The organism is Polaromonas sp. P1_F6, from assembly GCF_056405695.1.
In genome coordinates, this window is sequence record NZ_JBFUBQ010000002.1 from 252,197 (window position 1) to 277,682 (window position 25,486).

At 62.4% G+C, this 25,486-nt stretch carries 23 protein-coding genes; 14 read left to right on the forward strand and 9 right to left on the reverse strand.

Annotated elements, in window-relative coordinates; all coding sequences use genetic code 11:
- Window positions 1-113: 113 nt before the first annotated feature.
- The 4 genes from AC1DY9_RS07170 to AC1DY9_RS07185 all read right to left on the reverse strand — a co-directional run bounded on the left by AC1DY9_RS07170 (window position 114) and on the right by AC1DY9_RS07185 (window position 4,212).
- Entirely contained in the window at window positions 114-974 is an 861-nt protein-coding gene (locus tag AC1DY9_RS07170; protein ID WP_477666157.1) for an ABC transporter permease, read from the reverse strand.
- A 118-nt stretch (window positions 975-1,092) separates the two neighbouring features.
- Entirely contained in the window at window positions 1,093-1,998 is a 906-nt protein-coding gene (locus AC1DY9_RS07175; RefSeq protein WP_477666158.1) for an ABC transporter permease, read from the reverse strand.
- Between the two features lie 12 nt (window positions 1,999-2,010).
- On the reverse strand, window positions 2,011-3,114 hold the full coding sequence (locus AC1DY9_RS07180) for an ABC transporter ATP-binding protein (protein ID WP_457279532.1): 1,104 nt from the start codon (window positions 3,112-3,114) through the stop codon (window positions 2,011-2,013).
- A 21-nt stretch (window positions 3,115-3,135) separates the two neighbouring features.
- Window positions 3,136-4,212, reverse strand: a complete 1,077-nt coding sequence (locus AC1DY9_RS07185) for an extracellular solute-binding protein (protein WP_477666159.1) — start codon at window positions 4,210-4,212, stop codon at window positions 3,136-3,138.
- Between the two features lie 231 nt (window positions 4,213-4,443).
- Between AC1DY9_RS07185 and AC1DY9_RS07190 the strand changes: the two genes are divergently transcribed.
- The 9 genes from AC1DY9_RS07190 to AC1DY9_RS07230 all read left to right on the forward strand — a co-directional run bounded on the left by AC1DY9_RS07190 (window position 4,444) and on the right by AC1DY9_RS07230 (window position 14,427).
- Complete coding sequence (locus AC1DY9_RS07190; RefSeq protein WP_477666160.1) at window positions 4,444-5,289, forward strand: TatD family hydrolase; 846 nt, start codon at window positions 4,444-4,446, stop codon at window positions 5,287-5,289.
- Window positions 5,286-5,891, forward strand: a complete 606-nt coding sequence (locus AC1DY9_RS07195) for a DNA-deoxyinosine glycosylase (RefSeq protein WP_457279529.1) — start codon at window positions 5,286-5,288, stop codon at window positions 5,889-5,891. Before AC1DY9_RS07190 ends, AC1DY9_RS07195 begins: the two co-directional genes overlap by 4 nt.
- On the forward strand, window positions 5,891-6,658 hold the full coding sequence (locus tag AC1DY9_RS07200) for a class I SAM-dependent methyltransferase (protein WP_457279528.1): 768 nt from the start codon (window positions 5,891-5,893) through the stop codon (window positions 6,656-6,658). Before AC1DY9_RS07195 ends, AC1DY9_RS07200 begins: the two co-directional genes overlap by 1 nt.
- Window positions 6,659-6,712: 54 nt before the next feature.
- On the forward strand, window positions 6,713-8,515 hold the full coding sequence (gene tfpB / locus AC1DY9_RS07205) for a type IV pilus assembly ATPase TfpB (RefSeq protein ID WP_457279527.1): 1,803 nt from the start codon (window positions 6,713-6,715) through the stop codon (window positions 8,513-8,515).
- A gap of 151 nt (window positions 8,516-8,666) precedes the next feature.
- Entirely contained in the window at window positions 8,667-9,152 is a 486-nt protein-coding gene (locus tag AC1DY9_RS07210; RefSeq protein ID WP_457279526.1) for a tripartite tricarboxylate transporter TctB family protein, read from the forward strand.
- A gap of 12 nt (window positions 9,153-9,164) precedes the next feature.
- Window positions 9,165-10,679: a tripartite tricarboxylate transporter permease gene (locus AC1DY9_RS07215; RefSeq protein WP_457279525.1), complete on the forward strand. Its 1,515-nt coding sequence runs from the start codon at window positions 9,165-9,167 to the stop codon at window positions 10,677-10,679.
- A 97-nt stretch (window positions 10,680-10,776) separates the two neighbouring features.
- On the forward strand, window positions 10,777-11,745 hold the full coding sequence (locus AC1DY9_RS07220; RefSeq protein ID WP_457279524.1) for a Bug family tripartite tricarboxylate transporter substrate binding protein: 969 nt from the start codon (window positions 10,777-10,779) through the stop codon (window positions 11,743-11,745).
- A 123-nt stretch (window positions 11,746-11,868) separates the two neighbouring features.
- Window positions 11,869-13,479, forward strand: coding sequence for a gamma-glutamyltransferase family protein (locus AC1DY9_RS07225; RefSeq protein ID WP_457279523.1), 1,611 nt, complete (start codon window positions 11,869-11,871; stop codon window positions 13,477-13,479).
- 78 nt (window positions 13,480-13,557) lie between these two features.
- Entirely contained in the window at window positions 13,558-14,427 is an 870-nt protein-coding gene (locus AC1DY9_RS07230; RefSeq protein ID WP_477666388.1) for a DMT family transporter, read from the forward strand.
- A gap of 228 nt (window positions 14,428-14,655) precedes the next feature.
- Here AC1DY9_RS07230 and AC1DY9_RS07235 read toward each other — a convergent pair whose 3' ends face one another.
- Complete coding sequence (locus AC1DY9_RS07235) at window positions 14,656-15,711, reverse strand: M48 family metalloprotease (protein WP_477666161.1); 1,056 nt, start codon at window positions 15,709-15,711, stop codon at window positions 14,656-14,658.
- Between the two features lie 22 nt (window positions 15,712-15,733).
- On the reverse strand, window positions 15,734-16,336 hold the full coding sequence (locus tag AC1DY9_RS07240; protein ID WP_477666162.1) for an SH3 domain-containing protein: 603 nt from the start codon (window positions 16,334-16,336) through the stop codon (window positions 15,734-15,736).
- A gap of 37 nt (window positions 16,337-16,373) precedes the next feature.
- On the opposite strand from AC1DY9_RS07240, the gene AC1DY9_RS07245 reads away from it, so the two are divergent.
- Both AC1DY9_RS07245 and AC1DY9_RS07250 read left to right on the forward strand, forming a co-directional pair.
- The gene (locus tag AC1DY9_RS07245; RefSeq protein ID WP_477666163.1) at window positions 16,374-17,168 is read left to right on the forward strand and encodes an SDR family oxidoreductase; all 795 of its coding nucleotides are present in this window, start codon (window positions 16,374-16,376) and stop codon (window positions 17,166-17,168) included.
- 16 nt (window positions 17,169-17,184) lie between these two features.
- A complete protein-coding gene (locus AC1DY9_RS07250; RefSeq protein ID WP_477666164.1) occupies window positions 17,185-17,559 on the forward strand; it encodes a hypothetical protein in 375 nt (124 codons plus the stop codon).
- Window positions 17,560-17,597: 38 nt separating this feature from the next.
- Here the strand turns inward: AC1DY9_RS07250 and AC1DY9_RS07255 are convergent, their stop codons facing one another.
- The 3 genes from AC1DY9_RS07255 to AC1DY9_RS07265 form a co-directional block, all read right to left on the reverse strand.
- Window positions 17,598-19,601, reverse strand: a complete 2,004-nt coding sequence (locus AC1DY9_RS07255) for an AAA family ATPase (RefSeq protein WP_477666165.1) — start codon at window positions 19,599-19,601, stop codon at window positions 17,598-17,600.
- Window position 19,602: 1 nt separating this feature from the next.
- Window positions 19,603-19,839, reverse strand: a complete 237-nt coding sequence (locus AC1DY9_RS07260) for a hypothetical protein (protein ID WP_457279516.1) — start codon at window positions 19,837-19,839, stop codon at window positions 19,603-19,605.
- Window positions 19,840-20,176: 337 nt separating this feature from the next.
- Entirely contained in the window at window positions 20,177-21,076 is a 900-nt protein-coding gene (locus AC1DY9_RS07265; protein WP_457279515.1) for a DMT family transporter, read from the reverse strand.
- A 140-nt stretch (window positions 21,077-21,216) separates the two neighbouring features.
- Here AC1DY9_RS07265 and AC1DY9_RS07270 point away from each other — a divergent pair, with 140 nt between their 5' ends.
- The 3 genes from AC1DY9_RS07270 to AC1DY9_RS07280 all read left to right on the forward strand — a co-directional run bounded on the left by AC1DY9_RS07270 (window position 21,217) and on the right by AC1DY9_RS07280 (window position 25,249).
- Complete coding sequence (locus tag AC1DY9_RS07270) at window positions 21,217-22,212, forward strand: quinone oxidoreductase family protein (RefSeq protein WP_477666166.1); 996 nt, start codon at window positions 21,217-21,219, stop codon at window positions 22,210-22,212.
- A 113-nt stretch (window positions 22,213-22,325) separates the two neighbouring features.
- On the forward strand, window positions 22,326-23,759 hold the full coding sequence (locus tag AC1DY9_RS07275) for a DUF1800 domain-containing protein (protein WP_477666167.1): 1,434 nt from the start codon (window positions 22,326-22,328) through the stop codon (window positions 23,757-23,759).
- A gap of 122 nt (window positions 23,760-23,881) precedes the next feature.
- Entirely contained in the window at window positions 23,882-25,249 is a 1,368-nt protein-coding gene (locus AC1DY9_RS07280) for a DUF1501 domain-containing protein (protein ID WP_477666168.1), read from the forward strand.
- Window positions 25,250-25,486 lie beyond the last annotated feature (237 nt).

Sequence of the window (25,486 nt, forward strand, 5' to 3'; positions counted from 1 at the left end):
TTTGTGCATCCGTGCACGTGATTTGGGTATAGGCGTAGGGGGCTTTGTAAAGTGCTTGTTACTGCGCAGTCTGGGCTCGATTCGAGCCCGATTTTGGGGCGGCTTGGACTGCTTCAGGCGCCGGGGCTGTCGGCGGGCTTGCGCAGCAGGGTCAGCGCCAGGGCCGCCGAGGCCAACATCAGGAACAGGCTGACGGCATTGAGCACCGGCGTGGCGCCCTCGCGCATGCGTCCGTACATCATGACGGTCAGCGGTGCGTCCGAGCCGACCAGCATCAGCGTGGTGTTGAAGTTCTCGAAGGACATCAAAAACGAGATCGCTGCAGCGCCGATGAGCGCGGGTTTCAGGTAAGGCAGGGTGATGGTGGCGAAGACCGCGGCGCGGGAGGCGCCCAGGTTGTAGGCGGCTTCTTCCAGGGTGATGTCAAAACGTTTCAGGCGGGCCGAAATGATGAGCGTGGCGATGGACACGATGTAGGAAAACTGGCCGAGCACCACCAGCGGAAGCCCCGGCCGCAGGAAATCCAGCTCCAGCCCCCACCAGTCGTCGGCAAACTGGGCCAGGCGGCTGGCAAACGCCAGGATAGAAATACCCAGGATAACGCCGGGAATGACCAGCGGCGCCAGCATCAGCATCGACAGCACCTGTTTGCCCGGAAAGCGGCTGCGTTCAATCAAAAAGGCGTTGGTCGTGCCCACCAGCACCGCCAGCAGCGTGACCCAGCCGGCCACCACCACGCTGGTCCAGAGGCTGGCGAGCATGGGGCGATCAGCAAAAAGCCCCATACGCCCCGTCTTGCTGCCAACAAACCAGTCGAGCGTGAAGCCGCGCCAGGGCGGTGCCGGGTAGGGAGCGTCGTTGAAGGCAAACACCGCGACCACGACCAGCGGCAGGAACAGGAAGGCGAAAAACGCCAGCCCATACACCACCGTGCCTGTGCGCAGCCAGGCGGGCCGGGGCAGGGAGGCGATCATCTAACACTCTCCCCAAGTCTTCGCCAGTGACGGCGCGGAACCGGCTTTGCCGGGCCGCAGCGGTCGCCCCCTGCTAGGGGGGAGGGAGCTACACGCAGTGAGGTCCAACGGGGGGGCGTCATGTTTTTCTCATGACTTCGCCGAATTTCTGGCCCGTTAATTTAAGGCCGAGCCAGACGATCGCTGTCGACAAACCCAGCAGCAAAAATCCAAACGCCGCGCCTTGCTCCCAATTAAAGCGCGTGATGAACTGGGTGTAGATCTGCTCGGTAAACCAGAGCGAGTTCTTGCCTCCCAACAGCGTGGGTGTGAGGTAGTTGCCCAAGGTCAGCATGAAGACCACGATGCAACCGGCGAGGATGCCGGGCGCGGCATGCGGAATGACGATTTGTCGCAGGATGGAAGGGCCGTTGCCGCCCAGGTCGTAGGCGGCTTCTATCAGCGTGTCATCCAGACTTTCAAGCGCACTGATCAGCGGCACCACCATGAAGAGCATGGAGGTATAGACCAGGCCGACCAGGATGGTGGCGTCGCGGTAGAGCAGCTCTACAGGTGCATCAGTGAGGCCCAGCTGCACCAGCACGGCGGGCAGCACGCCCGATTCGCGCAGCAGAATCATCCAGCCCAGGGTGCGCACGGTTTCGCTGACCCAGAAGGGGATCAGGCACATCACCAGCAGCAGCGACTTGGCGCGGCCGCGCACCAGTTTGGCAATCGTCCAGGCGATGGGAAACGCCAGCAGCAAGGTGATCAGCGTGGCCAGGATGGACATGACGGCGGTGCGCACAAAGGTGTGCCAATACAGCGGTTCGTCGATAAAGGTGCGGTACTGCGCGATGCTGGGCGCGTATTGCCGCGGTGCGATGCGTTCGCGCAGCGACAGGATGGCCAGGTCGATGTGCGGCAGAACGATCAGGCCCACCAGCCAGATCAGCGCCGGCGCCAGCAACAACAGCAGGATAAGTTTGGCCTGCGCCGATGTGGGTCCGGCATTTGCTGCGGGCATGGCGGCTGCGGCTTGCATGATCTGCAGGCGCTAGGCGCCGGTTGTCCCAAAACAGGTGGCTTGCGCGGGGTCGAAGCTGAAGGCCACCGTTTCACCGACACGCAAGTCGGCAAAGCGCCCGGTCTGCGGTAGCGCGATACGAAATTCCGTACGGCTGGTGGTTTCGCGCAGCAATACGGCCGAATTGGCGCCGTCGAAGAGCAGGCTCTCAACCTGGCCCGCGTAGGCTGTGTGGTCAGCGGGCAGCTCCGCGGCGTCGCGGGCCAGACTGATCGCCTCGGGCCGTACAAACGCCTGCACGGACTGGTCGGTCAGGATTTTGCCGACAGCGCGGGCCCGCATGGCAAGGCCCTGGCCGGTCGTCAGCGCCACCACGTTGCCGGCTTCCGTGCCGGCGGCGGCACTGCCCTGCAGCTTGTTGTTGGCGCCCACAAAGCCCGCGACGAAAGGCGTTTGCGGCTGGTAGTACAGCTCTTGCGGTGTACCCACCTGCTCAAAACTGCCGGCATTCATGACTGCGACATGGTCGGACAGCACCAATGCCTCGGACTGGTCGTGCGTGATGTAAACAAAGGTGGTGCCGAAGGCCGCCTGCAGCTGCTTGAGCTCGACTTTCATGTGCTCGCGCAGCTTTAAATCCAGCGCGCCCAGCGGTTCGTCGAGCAGCAGCAGTGTGGGTTCGAGCACCAGGCTGCGCGCAATCGCCACGCGCTGCCGCTGCCCGCCTGACAGTTGATCGACGCGCTTGTCCTGCATGCCGGGCAGGCTCACGCGTTCAAGCATGGCGCCGACCTTGCTGGCAATGTCGGCGCGCGACAAGCCGCGCCGCGCCAGGCCGTAGCCGACGTTTTCGCCGACCGACATCATGGGGAACAGCGCCAGGTGCTGGAACACCATGTTGACGGGCCGCTGGTTGGGTGGCACGCCGTTCATGGGTTTGCCGCCGATGTGGATCTGGCCCGCATCGGGCGACAGAAAGCCGGCGATCATGCGCAGCAGCGTCGTCTTTCCGCAGCCCGACGGGCCGAGGATGGAAAAGAAGCTGCCGCGCTCCACGGTAAAGGACAAGTCCTTGACCGCGGGCTGGCCGGCGTAGGTTTTACCGACGTGTTCGGCTTGAAGGTCTGCGTGCACCGGTGATAGGCCGGTTGCCGGTTATTGGGCTGCTTTCACGCGGTCTAATACGCGGCCTTCGATGTCCTCGATGCCGGCAGGCACTGCGGGATACCACTTCACGTTTTTCAACGCGGCTTCAGGGAAGCTGGTGGCGAACTGGGCTTTCAGCTTGGGGTCGGCCAGCTGGTCGGCTCCCTTGGAGGCGGTGAAGTTGCCGGCAGAGCCTGCCACTTTTGCGGCGATCTCGGGGCGCATGTTGAAGTTGATCCAGGCGTAGGCGGCGGCATCGTTGCGGCCTTTGGCCGGGATGGCGAAGGTGTCGATCCAGCCGAGTGCGCCCGACTTCGGTGCGATGAACTGGATTTCAGGTTTTTCGGCATTGAGCTTCCAGCCGCCGGTGTCCCACATCATGGCGCCCACCACTTCACCGGCGCGCATGCCGTTGAGCAACTGGTCCTTGTTGTCCCAGTAGAACTTGATGTTGCTCTTACAGGCAATCATGGTCTTGCCGACTTCGTCCATCAGCGCGCCGTAGGCTTTCGGGTCCTTGTAGAGCGCAAACGGGTCTTTGCCGGAAGCAAAGGCGAAGGCCAGCAGCGTGGGGCGCTTCAGGCGCACGGCGGTTTTGCCCTTGACATCTGCCTTGCACAGGTCGGGGTAGTCGGTCATCTTGGCCAGCTTGGTATTGACGACGAGGCCGTCGGTGCCCCAGATGTGCGGCAGGCCATAAACCTTGCCGTCCAGCGTGGTGTTTTTCTTGGTGGCTTCCAGCATGGACGGGATGAACAGATCGGATTTGATCTTGCTGAGGTCCATGGGCTTGTAAATGCCGAACTCCTGCTGCGGGCCGGTGATGCGGTCCTGCGAGGGCTGGGCCAGGTCAAAGCCGGCGCCGCCGGTGGCGCGCAGCTTGGAAATCATTTCTTCGTTATTGGACAGCGTGAGCTCAACGTCGATCCCGGTCTCCTTTTTGAACTGCGCCACGACATCGGCCGGCACATAGTCGGCCCAGGTAATCAGCCGCAACTTCTGGTCTTGTGCCCAGGCGGGGCTGGCCATACTTGAAACAACGAGGCCGGCTCCGAGAATGTGGCTCATCAGACGGGATAATTTCATGTTGGCTTTTCCTTGGGTTATCAGTCGACGGTGGTTGACAGAGGTTGACGAAAAGAGATCGGGGGACAAAAAAAACGGTAACGAATTGCGCGTGCATTTCCTCAAAAAAAGCATAGCGTGTCCCGATTTCATTTCTGTGTCAACATCTTCCGCAAGCAAGGCCTGCGCCAGGCCGTTCCTTTTTTTGTACCTTTTCTTTTCATATCCCGGGTGCCCTGCCGCATTGACTGAATGACTTTCTGGGTAGACACACACTGCCATCTTGACGCCGGTGAACTGTCCGTCGATGTCGCTGAAGTTCGTGCGCGGGCAGCCGCTGCAGGCGTTGCACACTGCGTGCTGCCGGCGGTGGGCGTGTTCAATTTCGAGGCAGTCCGTGTGCTGGCACACCGTTTTTCCGACAGCTATGCGCTGGGCATTCATCCGCTGTGTGTGCCCCAGGCGCAAGACGCCGACCTGCAGGCGCTGGATAACGAGCTTGCGTTGAGGCGGTCTGATCCGCGATTGGTCGCGGTGGGTGAAATTGGCCTTGATTATTTTGTGCCTGCCCTGACGCAAAGCCCGATGCGTGAACGCCAGGAGCACTTCTACCGCGAGCAACTCAAGCTGGCGCGCAAGCACGGCCTGCCGGTCATCCTGCACGTGCGGCGATCGGCTGACAAGTTGCTCAAGCACCTGCGCGACCTGGCGCCCGAGGGCGGGTGGCACGGCATCGGCCATGCGTTCAACGGCAGCGAGCAACAGGCGGCGGAATTCATCAAGCTGGGCCTGAAGCTGGGCTTTGGCGGCGCCGTCACGTTTGAGCCTGCCTTGCAACTCAGGCGCCTGGCGGCAGAACTGCCCCTGGAGGCGCTGGTGATGGAAACGGATTCGCCTGACATTCCGCCCCACTGGATCTACAAAACCGCGGCGGAGCGCGAAGCGGGCCAGGCCCAGGGCCGCAATGAGCCGGGCGAGTTGCCGCGCATTGCGAAGCAGGTGGCGGATTTGCGGGGAATTCCGCTGGAGTCGCTGGCGGCCGCAACGACCGCCAACGCATTGCGGGCGCTGCCGAAACTGAGAGCCCTTCTGGCGTGAAAAAGGGCACCGAGGACACCGCTAAACCTGTGCTGGCAGGTCTGGCGCCGCTGGTTTCTCCCGGCACTCGGCTGCTGGTACTGGGGAGCTTTCCGGGCGCCGCCTCACTGGCTGCGCAGCAGTATTACGGCCACCCGCAAAACCATTTCTGGAAGATTTTGCAAGCCATTTGGCCCGATGGTCCAATGGGAACGGGCGCGAGCAGCTATCAAATTCGTAGCGAATGGCTTTTGTCAAAAGGGCTTGGCCTGTGGGACGTGTACGCTGCCTGTGAACGCGAGGGCAGCCTGGACAGCAATATCCGCAATGCGGTGGTGAACGACCTGGCGGGTCTCAAGGGCCTGTGTCCCAGGCTGGAAGCCATTGCGCATAACGGTGGTGAAAGCTTCAAGCATTCATTGGTTGTGAAGGCTGCCCTGAGCGCCGCCGGGCAGCCCCAAGGCGCGAGCACCCCCTCGGGGGGCAGCGAGGACACGTCAGTGCCGAGCGTGGGGGTCCAGTTCTACAAGCTGCCTTCCACCAGCCCGGCGAATGCTTCCTGGAGTTTTGAGCGCAAACTCGCTGCCTGGCGTGAAGTATTTGAAAAGCATGGACTGGTTTGATGTCAAAAAAAGAAACAGTGAAAACGACGGCCGAACTACCCGAAGTCAATTTCTCCGACTACGGTGAGGTGCGCTTTTTGCATCTGGGCACCGAATGGGTGCAGGGCTCCATGCTGCGCGATGCACCGTATGACATCGAACTGGAGTACGTGCAGCGCATGATGGCGGGGCTGCTGTTCACCGACGCGGCGGCTGTGTCTAAAAAGCACGCGATGCAGCTGGGCCTGGGTTCTGCCGCGCTGACCAAGTTTTGCTATAAAAAGCTGCGCATGAAAACCACGGCGATTGAAATCAATCCGCAGGTGATCACGGCCTGCCGGCTTTGGTTCAAGCTACCGCGGGACGACCTGAGGCTGCATGTCATTGAAGCCGATGCGGCGCTGGAAATCAAAAACCCTGTGCACCAGGGAATGGTGGACTTCCTGCATGTCGACCTGTATGACCATGAAGCGGCGGCGCCGGTGCTGGACAGCGCGGATTTTTATGAAGACTGCCGCGGGCTTCTGGCGGAAGACGGCGTGATGACGGTGAATCTTTTTGGCCGTGATTCAAGTTACGTGCAGTCGCTGACAAAAATTGCGGAAGCGTTCGGGCCCGAGGCGGTCTGGGCGTTTCGGCCGACGCGCGAAGGCAACACTGTGGTGCTGGCCCAACGCGACCCGACGCGTCCCGAGCGGGCCGACCTGCTGCAGCAGGCCGGTGTCATCGAGTCGTGCTGGAAGCTGCCTGCCAAAAAATGGCTGCGGCTCTTTGCGCCGGCGGCGTGATGATGATGCCGCGCGGATGGTAAAGACCCAGGTGGATGGGGTACAGTGCGACCCATGAGCGCCGTGACGCACCCCAAACACCCCAAAGACCTGCACGTGAAAAAGCCTCCTGCCGGGCCGCTGGGCTGGCGCATGCTGGTTGAGTGGCTCAGCGAAGACGGCGTCATCAGCGCCGCCGAAGCCCAGCGCACGATTGCACGCTGCTCCCAGGTGCAAAGCGCGCAGCCGCCGTTAACCCGGCTTGCCAGTGTCGGCATGACACGCCTGGCCGACGGCAAACCCCTGGACATGGAAACGATCACGCAATGGCTGGCCGGACGGGCCGGCCTTGCCTACCTGCGGATTGACCCGCTCAAGGTGGACGTGGGCAAGGTGGCGGACACCATGTCGGCCATGTATGCCGAGCGGCACAAGGTACTGCCGGTGCAGGTGACCCCCAGCGAGGTGGTGATTGCCACTTCGGAGCCTTTCGTGACTGATTGGGTGCAGGAGGTCGAACGTCAGGCCAAGCGCAGCGTACGCCTTGTGGTTGCCAGCCCCCTCGAAATCACCAAGTTCACCGCCGAATTTTTTGCACTGGCCAAATCCGTCAAGGCGGCGATCAAGGCCGGCGGTGGGGCGACGTCGGCGAGCTTTGAACAACTGGTTGAGCTGAACAAAAGCAACAAGCAGCTGGACGCCAACGACCAGGGCGTGGTGCAGGTGGTGGATTGGCTCTGGCAGTACGCCTTTGACCAGCGCGCCAGCGACATCCACCTGGAGCCGCGGCGCGAGCAGGGCGTGATCCGCTTTCGCATCGACGGCGTGCTGCATCCGGTCTATCAACTGCCCATGGGCGTGCACAACGCCATGACCGCCCGCATCAAGCTGCTGGGCCGCATGGATGTGGTGGAAAAGCGCCGACCACAGGATGGCCGCATCAAGACCCGCAACCCGCGCGGCGACGAAGTTGAGATGCGCCTGTCCACTTTGCCCACAGCCTTCGGCGAAAAAATGGTGATGCGGATTTTTGACCCGGACACCACGGTCAAGGACCTGGATGCACTGGGTTTTTCGCAGCACGACGCCGAACGATGGGAGCAACTGGTCAAGCGGCCCTATGGCATTGTCCTGGTCACCGGGCCTACCGGCTCCGGCAAGACCACCACGCTTTATTCCACGCTCAAGCGGCTTGCGACTGAAGAAGTCAACGTCAGCACGATTGAGGACCCGATCGAAATGATCGAGGCCTCCTTTAACCAGACACAAGTCCAGCCGCATCTGGATTTCGACTTTCCCGAAGGGCTGCGCGCGCTGATGCGGCAGGATCCGGACATCATCATGGTGGGCGAAATCCGCGACCTGCAGACGGCCGAGATGGCCGTGCAAGCCGCGCTGACTGGCCACCTGGTTTTCAGCACACTGCATACCAATGACGCCCCGTCGGCGGTGTCCCGCCTGATGGAACTCGGGGTTCCTTCTTACCTGATCAACGCCACCTTGTTGGGTGTGCTGGCCCAGCGGCTGGTACGCACCTTGTGCAGCAATTGCCGCCAGCCTGACGAGGCCGCCTCACGCGAAACGCTCGCCGACCTGGTCAAACCCTGGCAAATCAGCGGCGGCTACCGGCCGTACAAGCCGGTGGGCTGTGTGGATTGCCGGATGACCGGGTTCCGTGGGCGCATGGGGCTTTATGAGCTGCTGACCGTCACGGAAGGCTTCAAGGAAAAGGTCTCGAAAGAACCCAATATCGATGCGCTGCGCCGCCAGGCGGTCAGCGAAGGTATGCGCCCGCTTCGGTTGGCCGGCGCGCTGAAAGTGGCAGAGGGTCTGACAACCATCGAGGAAATTTTGGCCTCCACCCCGTCTTTGGACTGAGTCCTTGCAGCCTTTTACAGCGGCCGGCCCGTTGTAAGCAAGAGGTAAGCCAAAAGATTACGAAAGGTAAGTGAAAGCCACATGGCGGGGGCCGGGTGATTGAATGCACAATCCACCGATTCTTTCTTTTATATGTATTGAGGAGACAGCCGTGAATATCAAGAGTCAGAAAGACTTTTTCTCCGGCCTCATGTTCATGGGGGTCGGTGTGGCGTTCGCATGGGGGGCAACCACCTACAACGTGGGTGAAGGTGCCCGTATGGGTCCGGGTTACTTCCCTCTCATGCTGGGTATTTTGATGGCTGTTCTGGGAGGTGCTATTACCTTCAAGGCGCTGGTGGTGGAAACCGTAGGCGGCGACAAGATCGGCAAGTGGGCCTGGAAGCCCCTCATTTTCATCATTCTGGCCAATCTGGTATTTGGCATTTTGCTGGCCGGTTTGCCGAGCATCAAGATTCCCGCCATGGGCATGATCGTGGCGATTTATGCGCTGACCTTCATTTCCAGCATGGCCGAAGAGGGCTGGAAGGTCAAAAACACCTTCATTCTTGCGACGGTGCTGGCCATCGGCAGTTACCTGGCTTTCGTCGTCCTGCTCAAGTTGCAGTTCCCGGTCTGGCCATTCTTTATCGGCTAAGGAGAATAAAAAATGGAATTGCTAAATCATTTGTCGATAGGTTTTGGCGTGGCATTCACGCCGATCAATTTGTTGTACTGCCTGATCGGCTGTATTTTGGGTACCTTGATTGGTGTTCTGCCGGGTATCGGCCCTGTGGCTACGATTGCCATGCTGCTGCCGGCCACCTACGCGCTGCCTCCCGTGTCGGCGTTGATCATGCTGGCCGGTATTTATTACGGCGCCCAGTACGGCGGCTCCACCACCGCCATTCTGGTGAATCTGCCGGGGGAGTCGTCTTCAGTGGTGACCTGTATTGACGGGTACCAGATGGCGAGAAAAGGCCGGGCCGGGCCCGCGCTTGCCGCGGCAGGCCTGGGATCTTTCTTTGCCGGTTGCGTAGGCACTTTGATCCTGGCCGCGTTTGCACCGCCGCTGACCGAGCTGGCCTTCAAGTTCGGCCCCGCCGAATACTTCGCACTGATGGTGCTGGGTCTGATCGGCGCCGTGGTGCTGGCTTCCGGCTCGCTGCTCAAGGCGATTGCCATGATCGTGCTGGGCCTGCTGCTGGGTCTGGTCGGAACCGACGTGAATTCCGGTGTTGCCCGCTTCAGCTTTGACATTCCCGAACTGACTGACGGCATTGGTTTCGTGACCATCGCCATGGGTGTATTCGGCTACGGCGAGATCATCAGCAATCTGGCGCAGCCGGAGCATGAGCGTGAGGTTTTCACCGCCAAGGTCTCGGGACTTTTCCCCACCAAAGAAGACTTCAAGAACATGGCGCCTGCCGTGCTGCGGGGTACTTTCCTGGGTTCGGCACTGGGGATTCTCCCCGGCGGTGGCGCCTTGCTTGCCGCATTTGCGGGTTACGCCCTTGAGAAGAAAATCAAGATGCGGCCTGGTGAAGTGCCTTTCGGTCAGGGCAACATCCGCGGCGTCGCAGCACCTGAGTCGGCCAACAATGCCGGCGCGCAGACCTCCTTCATTCCGCTGCTGACGCTGGGCATTCCGCCCAACGCCGTAATGGCCTTGATGGTGGGCGCCATGACGATTCACAACATTCAGCCCGGCCCGCAGGTCATGACCAGCAACCCTGAACTGTTCTGGGGCCTGATCGCTTCGATGTGGATCGGCAACGCGATGCTCGTGATCCTGAATCTGCCGCTGATCGGGATGTGGATCAAGCTGCTGACTGTGCCTTACCGCTACCTGTTCCCGGCCATCGTGCTTTTCTGCGCGATTGGCGTGTATTCCACCAACAACAACACCTTCGACATCTGGATGGTGGGCATCTTCGGTGTGATCGGCTACATGTTCGTCAAGCTCGGCTGCGAACCCGCTCCCTTGCTGCTGGGCTTTATCCTGGGCCCCATGATGGAAGAGAACCTGCGCCGGGCCCTGCTGCTTTCACGTGGCGACTGGAGCGTGTTTGTGACGCGTCCACTGTCGGCCGGACTGCTGGGAGCCGCCGTGCTGCTGCTGGCCATCGTGCTGCTGCCAAGCATCAAAAACAAACGGGAAGAAGCTTTCGTTGAAGCTGACTGATCAACGGGAAGCACATACAAAAAAGGCACCTTCGGGTGCCTTTTGTTTTGCCTGTTTGCGACATAGTCGGCGCTCAAAATCGTTGCACAATGGCCAGATGAAACGTAGACATATTATTTCCCTGGCTGCGGCTTCCGCCGTGACTCTCGTGGGCCCCGCCATGGCCCAGAACTATCCGTCCAAACCCATTCGCATGATCGTGCCGTTTCCGGCAGGCGGCGCGACGGACATCCTGGCACGGGCCCTGTCGCAAAAGCTGGGCGAGAAAATCGGCCAGACGGTTGTGGTCGAAAACCGGCCGGGCGCCGGCGGCACGATAGGCGCCGATGCTGCGTCCAAATCGCCTGCTGACGGCTACACGCTGCTGCTGGCGACTTCAAGCACCCACAGCATCGGGCCGGCCGTCAACCCCCGGATTCCCTACAACGCGGAAACAGACTTCACGCCGATTGCCTATGTGGCAAGTTCCCCTAATGTGGTGCTGGTGCCTAACACGTCGCCGGCAAAGACCATGGGCGAATTTATCGATCATGCACGCAAGAACCCCGGGCGTTTGAACTACGCGTCCAGCGGCAACGGCACCATCATCCACTTGATGAGCGAATACTTCAAGGCGCAATCGGGGACCTTCATCCTGCACATCCCTTACCGCGGTACGGCACTGGCCATGCCGGACCTGATCAGCGGCAAGATCGACGTGCTGTTCGACTCCTTTGTCACCGGCATGCCGCATGTGAAAGATGGAAAGCTGCGGGCCCTTGCGGTCACCAGCCTCAAACGCACGGCGCTCGCTCCCGATCTGCCGGCGGTGGCGGAAACCCTGCCGGGCTTTGAGTCGGTCACCTGGTTCGGGGTTTACGGCCCCAAAGGCATGGCGCCAGACCTGGCAGGCAAGGTCAACCAGGCGGTGAACGCAGCCCTGGCCGATTCCGATGTGAAAGACCGCTTTGCCAGACTGGGCGCCGAACCCGCGGGTGGCACCCCGCAGGCCTTTGCGGCCATGGTGAAGACGGACACGGCCAGGTGGAAGAAAATCATTGTCGAGCGGAAAATCAGCGCCGATTGATGCCTTTCACCGCATCGCGCCGCCTGGTCGTGACGATGCCGGTCAGTTTGACTTCCCGCCTGCGGTTGCACACCATGACCGCCGGCATCCATTCTTCCTTGCCTTGCCTTCCACAGGTGACCCATGAATTTCAACTACAGCAACCCCTACACCTCCACCCGCCTGCCGCTGTTTGCCCGCAACGTTGTTTCGACTTCGCACCCGTTGGGCGCGCAGGCCGGTTTGCGCATGATGCTCAAGGGCGGCAATGCGGTAGATGCCGCGATCGCTGCTGCCGCCGCCATGACCATTGTCGAACCTGTCAGCAACGGCCTGGGCAGCGATGCTTTTTGCATCCTCTGGGACGGCAAGGAACTGCATGGACTGAATGCATCGGGCCGCGCGCCGCAAAGCTGGACGCCGGATTACTTCAAGCGCAAATACGGCAGCGATGCGCAGACGCCGCCCAAACGCGGTATGGATTCCGTGAGCGTACCGGGTGCGGTGGCCGGCTGGGTGGCCTTGAGCGAGCGTTTCGGCAAGCTTCCCTTCGCCGACCTGATGGAGCCTGCAATTGAAATCGCCGAGCGCGGCTATTTGTTGCCGCCCGTGGTGCAGCAGAAGTGGGCGGCCGCTACGGGGGAGTTGAAATCGCTGCCGGGCTTTGCCCAATCTTTCCTTCCCTGGGGCCGGGCGCCGAATGTCGGTGAACTGTTCCAGTTCAAGGCCGCAGCCAAAGCGTTGCGTGCTATTGCGCAAACCAAGGGCACGGCGTATTACGGCGGCGCCATCGCCCAGGCCATCGAAAAATTCTCCGCACAAAACGGCGGCAGCATCACCGCCAAAGATTTTGAAAGCTACCAGCCGGAATGGGTCAAGCCCATCGGCAAGGAGTACCGGGGCTATACCCTGCACGAAATTCCGCCCAACGGGCAGGGCATTGCGGCGCTGATTGCGCTGGGCATCCTTGATAAGTTCGATGTAGCCGGGCTCCCGGTGGATGGCGTGGATTCCCAGCATCTGCAGATCGAAGCCATGAAGCTGGCGTTTGCCGATATTTACCGGTACGTGGCCGAGCCTTCGTCAATGGAGGTGACGGCCGAGCAAATGCTCGATGACGCGTATCTGGCATCCCGTGCCAAACTCATTGACATGAAAAAGGCACAGGACTTTGGCGCGGGAAATCCCGTCAAGGGCGGAACGATCTACCTGACGGCAGCCGATGAAGACGGCATGATGGTGAGCTTCATCCAGAGCAACTACATGGGTTTTGGTTCAGGCTGCGTCGAGCCCGAGTTCGGCATCAGCCTGCAAAACCGCGGCCACGCCTTCAGCCTGCTGCCGGGCGCCAACCAGGTCGCACCGGGCAAGCGGCCTTTCCACACCATTATTCCGGCCTTCCTCAGCAAGGATGGCAAACCCGTGATGAGCTATGGCGTGATGGGCGCGAACATGCAGCCGCAGGGCCACATGCAGACACTGGTGCGCATGCTGGACTACGGCCAGAGCCCACAGGTGGCTTGCGATGCGCCGCGCTGGCGCTACAACGCCGGCCTTGAGATCAATGTGGAGGCCACGATGGACCCGAGTACCGTGCAGGGCCTTGCCGACCGCGGCCACCGCATGGAAGTCATCAACGACTCCTACCAGGACTTTGGCGCCGGCCAGTTCATCTGGCGTGCCGGCAACCCCAAGGTCGAAGGCTATGTGGCGGCCAGCGATCCACGCCGCGACGGCCAGGCCGTGGGCTTTTAAGAAACGACCTTGAGCGATAAATCTGATAAAAACAGGCCGACAGCCCAAGCAGGACGAGCGCAAGCAGCTACTAAAAGCATAGCGCCTGGTTTGCTGCTGGCCACTTTCGGTGCCATCGCGTTCAGCGGCAAGGCCATCATTGTCAAGTTGGCCTATCGCTACGGCGTCGACGCCGTCACGCTGATCATGTACCGCATGCTGTTTGCCTTGCCCATCTTTGCGGTGATGGCGTGGTGGGCCAGCCGGGGCAAGGCGCCGCTGACGCGCAAGGACTGGCTGGGCGTGCTGTGGCTGGGCTTCACGGGTTACTACCTCGCCAGTTTCCTGGACTTCGCCGGCCTGGCGTTCATCAGTGCGTCACTGGAACGACTCATCCTCTATCTCAATCCCACGCTGGTGTTGCTGCTGGGCCTGGTGTTGTACAAGCGCCGAGTTGGCGCGCTGCAAATCATCGGCATGGCCATCAGCTACTGCGGCGTGGTGCTGGTGTTCGGCCACGAGATCACGCTGCAGGGCGCGGACGCTGCCTGGGGTGCGCTGCTGGTGTTCCTGAGCGCGGTGAGCTACGCGCTTTATCTGGTTTACAGCGGTGAGATGGTCAGGCGGCTCGGCTCATTGCGCCTGGTGGGGCTGGCTACCACCGTGGCCTGCCTGTTGTGCCTGTTGCAGTTTGTGTTGCTGCGGCCCCTGAGCGCCGCCGCCGTCGCGCCCGAGGTCATCTGGCTGTCGCTGCTCAATGCCACCTTGTGCACAGCGGTACCGGTGCTGATGGTGATGATGGCCATCGAACGCATCGGCGCCGGCATGGCCGCGCAGACCGGCATGGTGGGCCCGATGTCCACCATCCTGATGGGTGTGCTGATTCTGGGTGAGCCGTTCACGGTCTGGGTGGCGGCGGGGACGGTGCTGGTGATTGCAGGGATCTTCGTTTTCACGAGAGGCAGATAGTGGCCCTCACGGTCGCTCACTTCGTGTGGCCTACGGCCTTTCTCCCTGCCCCTTTCATTACAGAAGGGGCCGCCCGCCTGCGGTCTGGCAAAGCCAGTCCCGCGGCTCATGCTGGGTTAAGGATTCCCGCGCGCACCGAAGCTGCTTAGGCATCAGATCGGCCTCTAGCCCAGGTAATACGTGCGCAAGCGGCTATTAATTTAATAGCGCGTGGTGTCAGGGGCGCTGCTACTTCTTTGCGGGTGTACGCGTCGACGCAGGCGCTTGCGCTGTAGGCCTGCGGTTCGCACCGCTGATGCGCTGCGCCACCGTGACGGATGGCTGTCCTGCATACGCGTCCAGCCGGGTACCCATGGCCTGCTCAAGCTGATTCAGTCGCGTCTGGGCGGGCGGATGCGTGCTCAGGGACAGCGCAAACAATGCGTCATCCGGCGCTGCGCTGCGCAGTTGCTGCAGCACAGCCACCAGGCCGTAGGGATCGAACCCAGCGCGCGCGGCGAGAGCCACGCCGGTACGGTCGGCGTCAAACTCGTCCTGCTGGTCCAGGCCCTTGGTGTACATGTTCTTGCCCAGCGCCAGCAACTGCGACGACACCAGGCCGCCCAGGTCGTTCTTCAGCTGAGAGCTGATCACCTGCGTCAGAAGGCCGGCGCGTGCCGCCTTGTTCATGGCGATCAAGTGGTGCTTGGCTGTGACGTGGGTGATTTCATGGGCCAGGATGCCGGCCAATTCGCTTTCGTCCGCCACGCGGTCCATCAGGCCCTTGGTGACGAAGACATAACCGCCTGGCGTGGCAAATGCGTTGAACCCGGGGTCGTCGAGGATGGCGAAGGTCCAGGGCAGGTCGGGCCGCGATGACTGCAGGCTGATCCAGCGGCCCAGCTGGTTGATATAGCGCTGCGCAGCCACGTCAGGGTAGAGCGGTTTGCTGCCCAGTAGCACGGCGGCCAGTTGCTGGCCGATCTGGATTTCACGTGGTTCGTCAATCTGATCCAGCGACTGTGACAACAGCTGGAACAGGTCACCACCCTGGGCTGCCTGCTGTCCGCCCGGTGTAAGGCTGGCGCCCAGCAACGCGCCGGCCAGGCCGGCCGCAGAGTTGGGTTGCGCGGGGGCGGGCTGCGCCGGCTGGTTCGGGCGTATCAGTGACTGGAACAGGCCGCCTAGCGCCTTGCCCGCATCCTGGGCATGAGCGCCCAGAGGGAGCAAGCCGGCCAGCAGGGTCAATGCAAAAACCGCATGGCGTGCGGGAGTTGCCAGTGTTTGGAGGGTGTGAAGATTCATTGCGGTGCCTCTTGTCTTGTTTTTAGCCGCCGTATTGTTCGGTTCTGGTGCTGGGTGCGGCAGCCGGCGGTGTGGGTGTGGGCAGGGGATCGACCTGCCGGACGTTCAGCGAGGCACCGCCCGCGAACTGCCTGGCTTGCGCAGCGTTCGCACGGTTGGCGTCGGCTTGCGCCACGGCCGCCAGGTTGGGAACGGCATTGGCAAGGTCTTCCGCACCCAGGCCGCGAATGCCGACGGTGGATGTGGCCACTGCGCCGCCCGGCGCCTGTGCGCTGCCCTTGTTGAAAAAGCTCGACAGGCTGCGCAGTGCACCGGTGCCGGCACCGGCCTGCGAGCTGGGGGCCGTGATGTCAAACATGTGCACCCAGCCGCTGGTGCCGTCGGCCATGCGGACCTTGATCCATGCGCCGTTGCGCTCGCCCAGCCGGGTCACCGAGGTTTGAACCGGCAGCGGGGCCAGGCTGCGGGCCGATTCGCCCGGACCTTCGCGCAGTTGGGCTGCGCGCTTGATCAGTACGGCCTCGCCTTGCGGCTGGGCCTGTGTCGCCGCACTGAAAACCAGCAGCGATGTGAGCAGGGGAGCGATAACCATTCCCGCCTGCATTTTGTATTTACTCAGTATCATGAGCCGCTCTCCCCCGTGGTTGTAATGAGGAATTATTATGGATTTGGGTATTGCAGGCAAATGGGCGCTGGTCTGCGGCGCCAGCAAGGGTTTGGGTCTGGGTTGCGCCGAGGCGCTGGTGCGCGAAGGCGTGCATGTGCTGATCGTGGCGCGCGGCGAGGAAACGCTGAAGGCCGCGGCTGAAAAACTGAAGACGGATAAGGGCAAACCCGCAGGCGCCAGCGTCCAGTATGTCGCCGCCGACATCACCACACCCGAAGGCCGCGCCGCGGTGTTCGCGCTGCGCAAGGACTTCGACATCGTGGTGACCAATGCCGGCGGCCCGCCGCCCGGTGACTTCCGCGACTGGGACCGTGACGCCTGGCTCAAGGCGGTGGACGCCAATATGCTGACTCCCATCGAGCTCATCAAGGCCACGGTCGACGGCATGGCGGCGCGCGGTTTCGGGCGCATCGTCAACATCACCTCCAGCTCAGTCAAGTCGCCTATCGACATCCTGGGTCTGTCCAACGGCGCGCGCAGCGGCCTGACCGGCTTTGTGGCCGGCGTGGCACGCACCAAACTCGCGGCGCAAGGCGTGACCATCAACAACCTGCTGCCGGGCGCTTTCGACACCGACCGCCTGCGCGGCACCATGAGCGGCGCTGCGCAAAAAACCGGCCAGCCCCTGGAAGCCATCATGGATGCGCGCCGCAAGAACATCCCGGCCCAGCGCTTCGGCACGCCCGAAGAATTCGGCGCCATCTGCGCCTTCCTGTGCAGCACGCATGCCGCCTACATGACGGGGCAAAACGTGCTGGCTGACGGCGGGGCTTATCCGGGCACTTATTGAGCACCAGGCGCTTCCCTTGAGCCTGGACTACCTCCAATTCGATTACGCCGAGAGCAGCGACGGCACGGGCACGCTGGAAGCCATGGCCTCCACATGGCCGGACCAGGTGCTGGCCGTCCATGCTGAAGCCGTCCAGGTATTGGCATGGGCCCACGCGGAATTCCCCGGGCGGCGCGGCCCGCTCGAGGAGGGTTTTGACTGGGATTACGACCTGCACGGCATGCAGGAGCTGACGGCGCCCGAGGCCTTGCACTATGACGAGGTTTCGCGACGGTTGGAGGTGGAAGCCGGCCTGCCCGGCAAGCCGCGGCATACGCTCACCCTGTCCCTCAGTGGGACTGTGGAGTTTTGCGATGCCTTCAGGCGGAACTTCGGCCTGGACCTGGATTGAATGCCCCAGCGCTCAAGTTAGCGTTAACGTTCAGGCAATCATTCAAGCGCAGGTTCGACAGCCTCCACTGCAGTAGCGCTAACCCGCTGCATCAGCCCGTGTTGCAGGCTGAACAGCTGGAGCTGCTCGGCATAAGGCATGAGCATTCTCTCTTCCGTCGCGATGCCCACTCCCAGCAGGCCGGCCATCTTCTCCTTGCTCACCTGGCCGTGCGCCAGCAGTTCGTCCACGATGCTCAGTAGCAAGGCCGAATCGGTTTTGAGAATCTCCTGTGCGCGCGCGTACGCCTGCGCGAGCAGGGCCTCGATCTCGGCGTTGGTCGGCTCAACATCGGTGTTGAGGTTGTCGTCCATGTCGTGGGTCACGTCGGTGTGGCTCAGCCGGTTGCCGAAACCGAAGTGGCGCACAAAGCGCGCGGCCAGGGCGGTGGCGTTCTTGAAGTCGCTCTCGCTGCCCGTGGTGCAGGCGTCTTCGCCAAACACCAGCGCTTCGGCGGCGCGGCCGGCCAGACCCACGCAGAGGCGGTCCAGGCAGCTTTGACGTGATTCGGCCTTCATGCGCACATAGCTGTTGTAGCCGCCCTCGAAAGACGCCACGTTGATCTTGACTTCCTGCGGCGCATGGCCGAACAGGCGGCCGTAGGCCAGGCCGTGGCCTGCTTCGTGCACGGCCAGCAAGGCCCGAAAGTCGGGGCTGGCGCGCTGCTTGAGCTGGTTGAGGTCCAGCGGCACGGGGTAGGCGATGCTCCCGCCCCCGCACTCGCCATGACTGACGTGCAGGGATTGCGTGGCGGCGTCCAGCCTCACGTGCAGCGTGGTGTCCGCCGGCACATCATGCTCAAACGCCCACAGCACGGCATTCACCAGCGGCGCACTCAGGATGGCGTGAATCGACGAGAACAGCGGGCGTGTGCCCTGGGCCGGGAAGACCGCATTGGCATAAATTCCCTGGTACACCGATTCATGCAGATCAAAAAACAGTCCTGCACTCGCCTGCATTTCACCAACGTATCTGGCACAGGTGCTGCGGATCAGCCGCTCATACGTGGCCTGGCTCAGCGAGGGGTAGATCACATGGTTGTTCCCCAGCCGGGCGATCTGCTCGGGCTTGAAGCGCTCTCCCAGGGCCTTCTTGACGTCAATGACCGACAGTTTTTTCGTCAGTGCATGAAAGATGTCGGCATCGGTGTCGCAGTCTTCCACGCGTTTGGCGGTTCCCTCATACATCTCGTCGAGGTTGCCCGAAACGATGATGAGCAAGCGGCTGTAATCCGTTTCCCACGAGTCGGTCGATGCCCTGAACGCCAGCATGCGCTCCTGCAGTTGCTGGGGTGTCCAGGTCATCACCTCCTGTAGTGGTTCCTTGAGCTTGAGGCTTTGCTTGAATTCCTGAGCCTGGTAGGGCGAGAGGGCGAACTTCAGCTTTTTGGCCTGGACGCCGTCCTTGGCAGGCTTTTCATCAGCCTGTTCCTCGCGTTCGTGGTCATACAGCGAGAAAGCCAGGGACGATTCCAGCTCCTGCAGAAAAGACAGCGACGGCGGCAGGCGCCCGTCGGACAGCAGCTGCCACACGTCCTGGTAGCGTTTGACGGCGACCTCATCGCCCTTTTCGTTGATGGTGCGAAAGCGCTGGAATTCATCCAGCACCAGAATGCCAGGCTCGCTCTCGGCAACGGCGGACTCCGCCAGCATGCCGCTGATGGAGTCGGCGCTACGCCAGCTGCTGCCGTTGCTGAAGCCGTCCATCTGCACTTCGACAAAGCGGTCGTAGAAACCCAGCTTCTGCGCCAGGCGGCGCGTGAGCTGGGTTTTGCCGGTGCCGGTCAGGCCCCACAGGCACACGATCACCGGGCGGCGAATGATGTGCGGCAGCACATACCAGGCGCGGATCGACTCGATCACCCGGTCGATGATGTCGTCAATACCGAACAGCTCGGTCTTCAGCTCGGTGGCGACGAGGGCCAGGTGGGCACTGCGTTCGCGCATGAGCTCGGGCGGCACGCGGGCTGCGGCCACCGTCTCGGTTGTCATATCGTTCTTCATGTCAGTCAGTCAAATTTTTGAGGGCTTTTTGCAAAGCCACGGTTTCAGCCCGGCGATGGGCGCCGTTGCTGCGAATATGTTTGCCCGCACCCGACGTGATGGCACGCTGGACGAGGGCCCGCACCACGGGATTGCGCGGTGTGGGTGACGGCAAGGTCAAGGCCAGCGGCTGCTTCATGCGCCGCAAATGCTTGACCTTGCCTGCGGCAAAGTCACGGGAAAAAGTTTTGGCGCTCATGTGCACGCTCCGAAAAAGCAAAACCCCGGCGAAAAATCAGCCTGGGGTTTTCGGAGCGCGCTTCACACGTGAAGGCACAGCACCGACTGCCCGCAGGGCTGGGTATGGTTGACACCACATCCAGCCGGGGGCAGTGGAGGGTGCGTCAGGTGTGAGTGAACAAAGTCATGGTCTTGAGGGCTTCAAGGTGTTTACTGCGCAAGGTTATTCGTTGTACAGTGGCTCAAAGCAAGGAACGGATTCTGAAGAGCCCACGCGGGCTTGGCAAGTTTTATGCAGCGATTTCTCACAATGTGTTGTGAAAATCAAACCGCTGCTGCGCTAATTGCTGCGCGCTTCAGCGCCGCGACGACACCACGATGCCGCCCACGATCAGCATAAAAGCCAGCGCGTGGTAGAGGTGCGGCAACTCACCGAGAAAGGCCGCCGACAGCAATGCAGCGAACAGCGGCGTGAGGTTGGAAAAGAAGCCCGCAATCGCCGGCCCGACACGCTGCACGCCCATGCCCCAGCAACGATAGGCAATCACCGCGGGTCCCACGGCCACGTACAGCAGGGCTGCGGCCAGCGGCCAGCCCCATTGGATGTGCGCGTCGGTCAACGCCCATTCGCCGGCGGCAAACGCACCCGACCAGGCCAGTCCGAACACGATTTGCGCGAGCAGGAAGGCCGCCCAGTCGCGGCGGATTTCCGCCGGCTCTTTGGGTTGCGACAGCAGCCAGCTGTAAAACGCCCAGGCCAGCGTGGCCAGCAGCACGTACAGGTCGCCGGGCACCAGCTGCACCTGCATGAGCAATTCCCGTTGGCCACGCGACAGCACCACCAGCACGCCGGCAATCGACAGCACGGCACCTGTGGTCTGTCGCTTCGACACAGTCTGGCCAAAAAACAGCGCCCCCACGACCAGCATCCAGATCGGCACGCTTGACGCCACCAGCGTCACGTTGAGCGGTGTGGAGGTTTTCAGCGCCAGATACTGCAAGGCGTTGTAGCAACCCACACCCAGCAGGCCCAGCACCGCGAAACGTTTCCAGTGAGGCCACAGGCTGCTGCCCGGTTTGAGCAGGCGCCAGGCCAGCGGCAGCAGGATCACGAAGGCCAGGGCCCAGCGCAGGAAGTTGAGCGTCATGGGCGGCACAAGGCCGGTGACGAGGCGGCCGACGACGGCGTTACCGGCCCAGAGCAAGGGAGGGACCACCAGCAGCGTGGCGGTGGCGGGCGTGAGGCGTTGGGTCATGACGGGGACTTTATCAAGCACGACCGTTTTCCTCTCGCCGCGCGGGGTTCAACCCTCGGCGCCTGCGGCCCATTTCGATTCATGGCACCATGACGGCCACCCCTTTTCTTTCTCCATCTGCAACCTTTGCAAGGAAATCCATGGCCTCCATCACCTCCAAAGCCGTACGCATCAACCAGCACGGCGGACCTGAAGAACTCGCACTGGTAGACGTGACGGTAGGCGACCCCGGCCCGGGCGAAATACGCATCCGTCACAAGGCCGTTGGCTTGAACTACATCGACGTGTACCAACGCAGCGGTGTCTATCCGCTTGCCATGCCGCTTCAACTGGGCATGGAAGCTTCCGGCATCGTCGAGGCTGTTGGTGAGGGCGTGGCCCACCTGAAAGCGGGTGACCGCGCGGCCTATGCCAGCCAGCCGCCCGGCAGCTACTGTGAAGTGCGCGTGATGCCGGCCAAGTGCGTGTGCAAGCTGCCCGATGCGATCTCGTTTGAAACCGGCGCGGCCATGATGCTCAAGGGGCTGACCACGCAGTACCTGCTGCGGCGCACGCAGCCGCAGGGCGGCTTGCACGCCGGCGACCATGTGCTGTTTCACGCGGCCGCCGGCGGCGTGGGCCTGATCGCTTGCCAGTGGGCCAGGGCCATGGGCCTGCAACTCATAGGCACCGCCGGCTCTGACGAGAAATGCGCGCTGGCGTTGTCGCAGGGCGCGGCCTTTGCCATCAATTACACCAAGGAAGATTTCGTGGCCCGTGTCAAGGAAATCACCGGCGGCAGGGGCGTGAAGGCGGTGTACGACTCGGTTGGCAAGGACACCTTCCTCAAGTCACTGGACTGCCTGCGCCCCTTTGGCCTGCTGGCCAACTTTGGCAATGCCTCGGGCAAGACGCCGCCGCTGGACATCGGCCTGCTGGCAGCCAAGGGCTCGCTTTACGTTTCACGGCCGACGCTCTTTACCCACATTGCGACGCGTGAGACCACACAGGAAATGGCGGATGAATTGTTCGCCATGGTCATCAGCGGCAAAGTCCATATCCCCATAGACCAGCGTTTTGCCCTGGCCGACGTGGCAGAGGCGCACCGTGCGCTTGAAGCCCGCAAGACCACGGGCTGCACCATCCTGACGCTGTAACCACCGGCCCTGGGGCGGTAAACCTGTGTAAAGCCACGGGCGGCATTCAACGCAAGGCGTGGCGGATGCGTTACAAGGGGCGAGGGCCTGCTAACAGACCCCAGGAGAACACGATGCCCACAGCGATCACCCAGGCCGGCATGCTCGCGGCCTTCCTGGCTTGCCTCGCCGCCCCGGCGGCGCAGGCGCAGGCCGATGCCGTGCCGCCGCCGGCCAAGCTTGCCGCCACATGGCGCGCCGCTTCGCGCCTGGGGTATGCACCCACGCCGGCCTCGACGCAGGCCGCCGCGGCCTCGCCGCGCGCCTGGGCGCTGCAGCAACTGGATGCGGCCTATGCCGCAAGCCTGCGCCCTCCCACCCTTCCTGCCGAAATCGCCGGCATCAACGCACCGCTCAATGACATCGCGCGCAGCTTCCAGGCCGAGCGCGAGATGCGCCGGGCTGCGCGCGAAACGCCCAAGCCCGGTATGGCCGCCGCGGCCGATACAGGCGGGGAAAAATTCAGCCGCGAGATGGCTCAGGGCGCGGCCGCCTGGCGGCTGATGTCCTGCAGCGATCCGGCGCTGGAAAATCCGCTGCTGGCCCGCATGACCGAGTTCTGGTTCAACCACCTCAATGTGTTCGTCGGCAAGGGACCGGTGCGCCCCTTTGTCGGCCACTACGAGATCAATGTGATTCGCGCCAACGCCCTGGGCCGTTTTGAAGACTTGCTGCTGGCCAGCGCCAGGCATCCGGCCATGCTGTTCTACCTGGACCAGGCGCAGAGCAACAGCCGCGGCCTCAATGAAAACTACGCGCGTGAGTTGATGGAGTTGCACACCCTGGGCGTGAACAGCGGCTACACGCAAAAAGACGTGCACGAACTGGCCCGCATCCTCACCGGCTGGACGGTGAACCTCAAGGACGGCGAGGGTTTTCGTTTTGCCGAGCGCCTGCACGACAAGGAGGGCAAGGTGCTGCTGGGCCGTACGTTCGGCAGTGAGGGCGTTGCGGAAGGCGAGGAAGCCATTCGCTTCCTGGCACGCCGGCCCGAGACGGCACGGCGTGTGTCCATCCGGCTGGCCAGTTTTTTTGTGGCCGACAAACCCTCGCCCGCGCTGGTCAACCGGTTGGCGACTGCCTTCACGGCTACCCAGGGCGACATCCGCGCGGTGATGCGCACCCTGATCGAATCACCGGAATTCTGGGCGCAAGACAACCAGTTGTTTAAAACCCCGCTGGACTTTGCCTGTTCGGCGCTCACTGCGGCCGGGGGTGTCAAGGAGCGCCGCGATATCGTGCAAACCCTGGGCTTCCTGGCGCAGGCCGGCCAGCCCATGCATGGCTGGCAAACGCCCGACGGCTACAAAACCGATGCCGGTACCTGGCTTGCGCCCGAGGCTTTGACGCGCCGCGCCGATTACGCCATGGGCCTGGCCCAGCGCACAGCTGAGCCGTCTTACCTCAACGCCTTTTTCAGCATTGCGACGCGCGAGCGCATTGCGCAGGAACCCGCGCAGATGCGCACCGGCCTGATGCTCGCCAGCCCTGACTTCATGCGCAAATAATTCCATGTCCAAATCAAACGTGCACTTTGTCGGCCCGCCTTGCCGTGCTGTAGCACTGTCTGCGGCGGGCCTTCGCGTTCACGCTTGATCTGGACATGGAATATGCCGCAACAAGGACTCCTATGAACCCCAATTTTTCTTCATCGGCGAATCTGCTGCAACGCCGCCGGCTGGTGGGCCTGGGCGCGTTGTCCGCCTTGTCGCTGGCAGCGCCCGGCGTGTGGGCGCAAGCCTTGCCCGCAAGCCGATCAGGCCTGGACGGCGGGCGCCTCGTCGTCGTCTTCCTGCGCGGCGCGTATGACGGTCTGTCGGCCTTTGTGCCCTACGCAGACAAGGACTATTACGCTTTGCGCCCGAACATCGCGATTGCGGCGCCCGACGGCACGACGCAAACCGCCTTGAAGCTCGACAAAACCTTTGCCCTGCATCCCGCGCTGGCTCCACTGCTGCCGCTGTGGCAGCAAGGCGTTCTGGGTTTTGTGCCCGCGGCCGGCCTGCCTGCGCCCAACCGTTCGCATTTCGATGCACAGTACCAGATGGAGATCGCGCAGGGCGGCAAGACCAGCAGCGCGCCCGGGTGGCTCAACACCACAGCGGGCCTGGGCAAAGCCGCTGCACCGGGCGCCACCGCTCTCGGCGTGGGCGAGGCCAATCCGGCCATTCTGGGCGGGCAGGCGGCCGTCAGGTTGATCCCTCGCGGCCAGTCGGCCGAGCGCACCGGCGTGCTGGCCAACGACAGAACCCGCCAGGCGCTGATGGACCTGTATGCCGGTGACGACAAGATCAGCGAAGCCTTCCGCCAGGGTGCGGGTAGCCGCATGCAGAGTGCGCAGGAGCTCACGGAGCAGAAAAACGCCAGGGCCGAAAAAATGGCGGAAGACAGTAAACGCATGGCAGACAAGCGCCTGGACCGCGACGGCACGCCCGGCAATCCGCAGGCCCTGAATGCGCAAATGCAGGCGGCCAGCAACGGCGCGGCCGACCCTGTGGGCCTGCAACTCGATGCGCAGCACCTGGGCACGCTGATGCGCAACGACCGAAAGTTGCGCATCGGCTTTTTGTCGGCCGGCGGTTGGGACACCCATGCCAACCAGGGCGCTGCCACCGGCCAGCTGGCCAACAACCTCGGCAACCTGGCGCGCGGCATCGCGCAGTTGCGCCAGGATTTTTCCGAACCCGGCGATGTTGTCGTGGTGATGAGCGAATTCGGCCGCACCAGCGCCGAAAACGGCACACGCGGCACCGACCACGGCTTTGGCAATGCCATGTGGCTCATGGGCAACCGCGTCGCCGGCGGACGCTGGCATGGCCAATGGACGGGCCTGGCCCAACTCAACGAAGGACGCGACTTGCCGGCGCACCATGATTACCGCGCGGTGCTGGCGCAGGTGCTGCGGGGGACTTTTGCATTTGGCGATACGCAGCTGGCTGATGTGTTGCCAGGGGCCAGGTGGGACAAGCGACTGGACGGTTTGTTCGTCAAAGCCTAGCTTCGCAGGTTTGCGCCCGAATTCAAGGGTTTTGGCCGTTTTATCCAATAGGGGTAAGCGCGAGCAGCTATTAAATTAATAGCAAATAAATTTCCGGAGCTGATGCTTCCCGCCTGGCCGGCAGGTTTGCAATGTCCGGTTGGTGTGGGCGAAGTAAACTGCGCAGCAGAATCCGGGATGGCCTGCTGCCCCGGTCTTTTCGCATATCAATGGCCTGCCAGCACGGGCCCCAAGGAC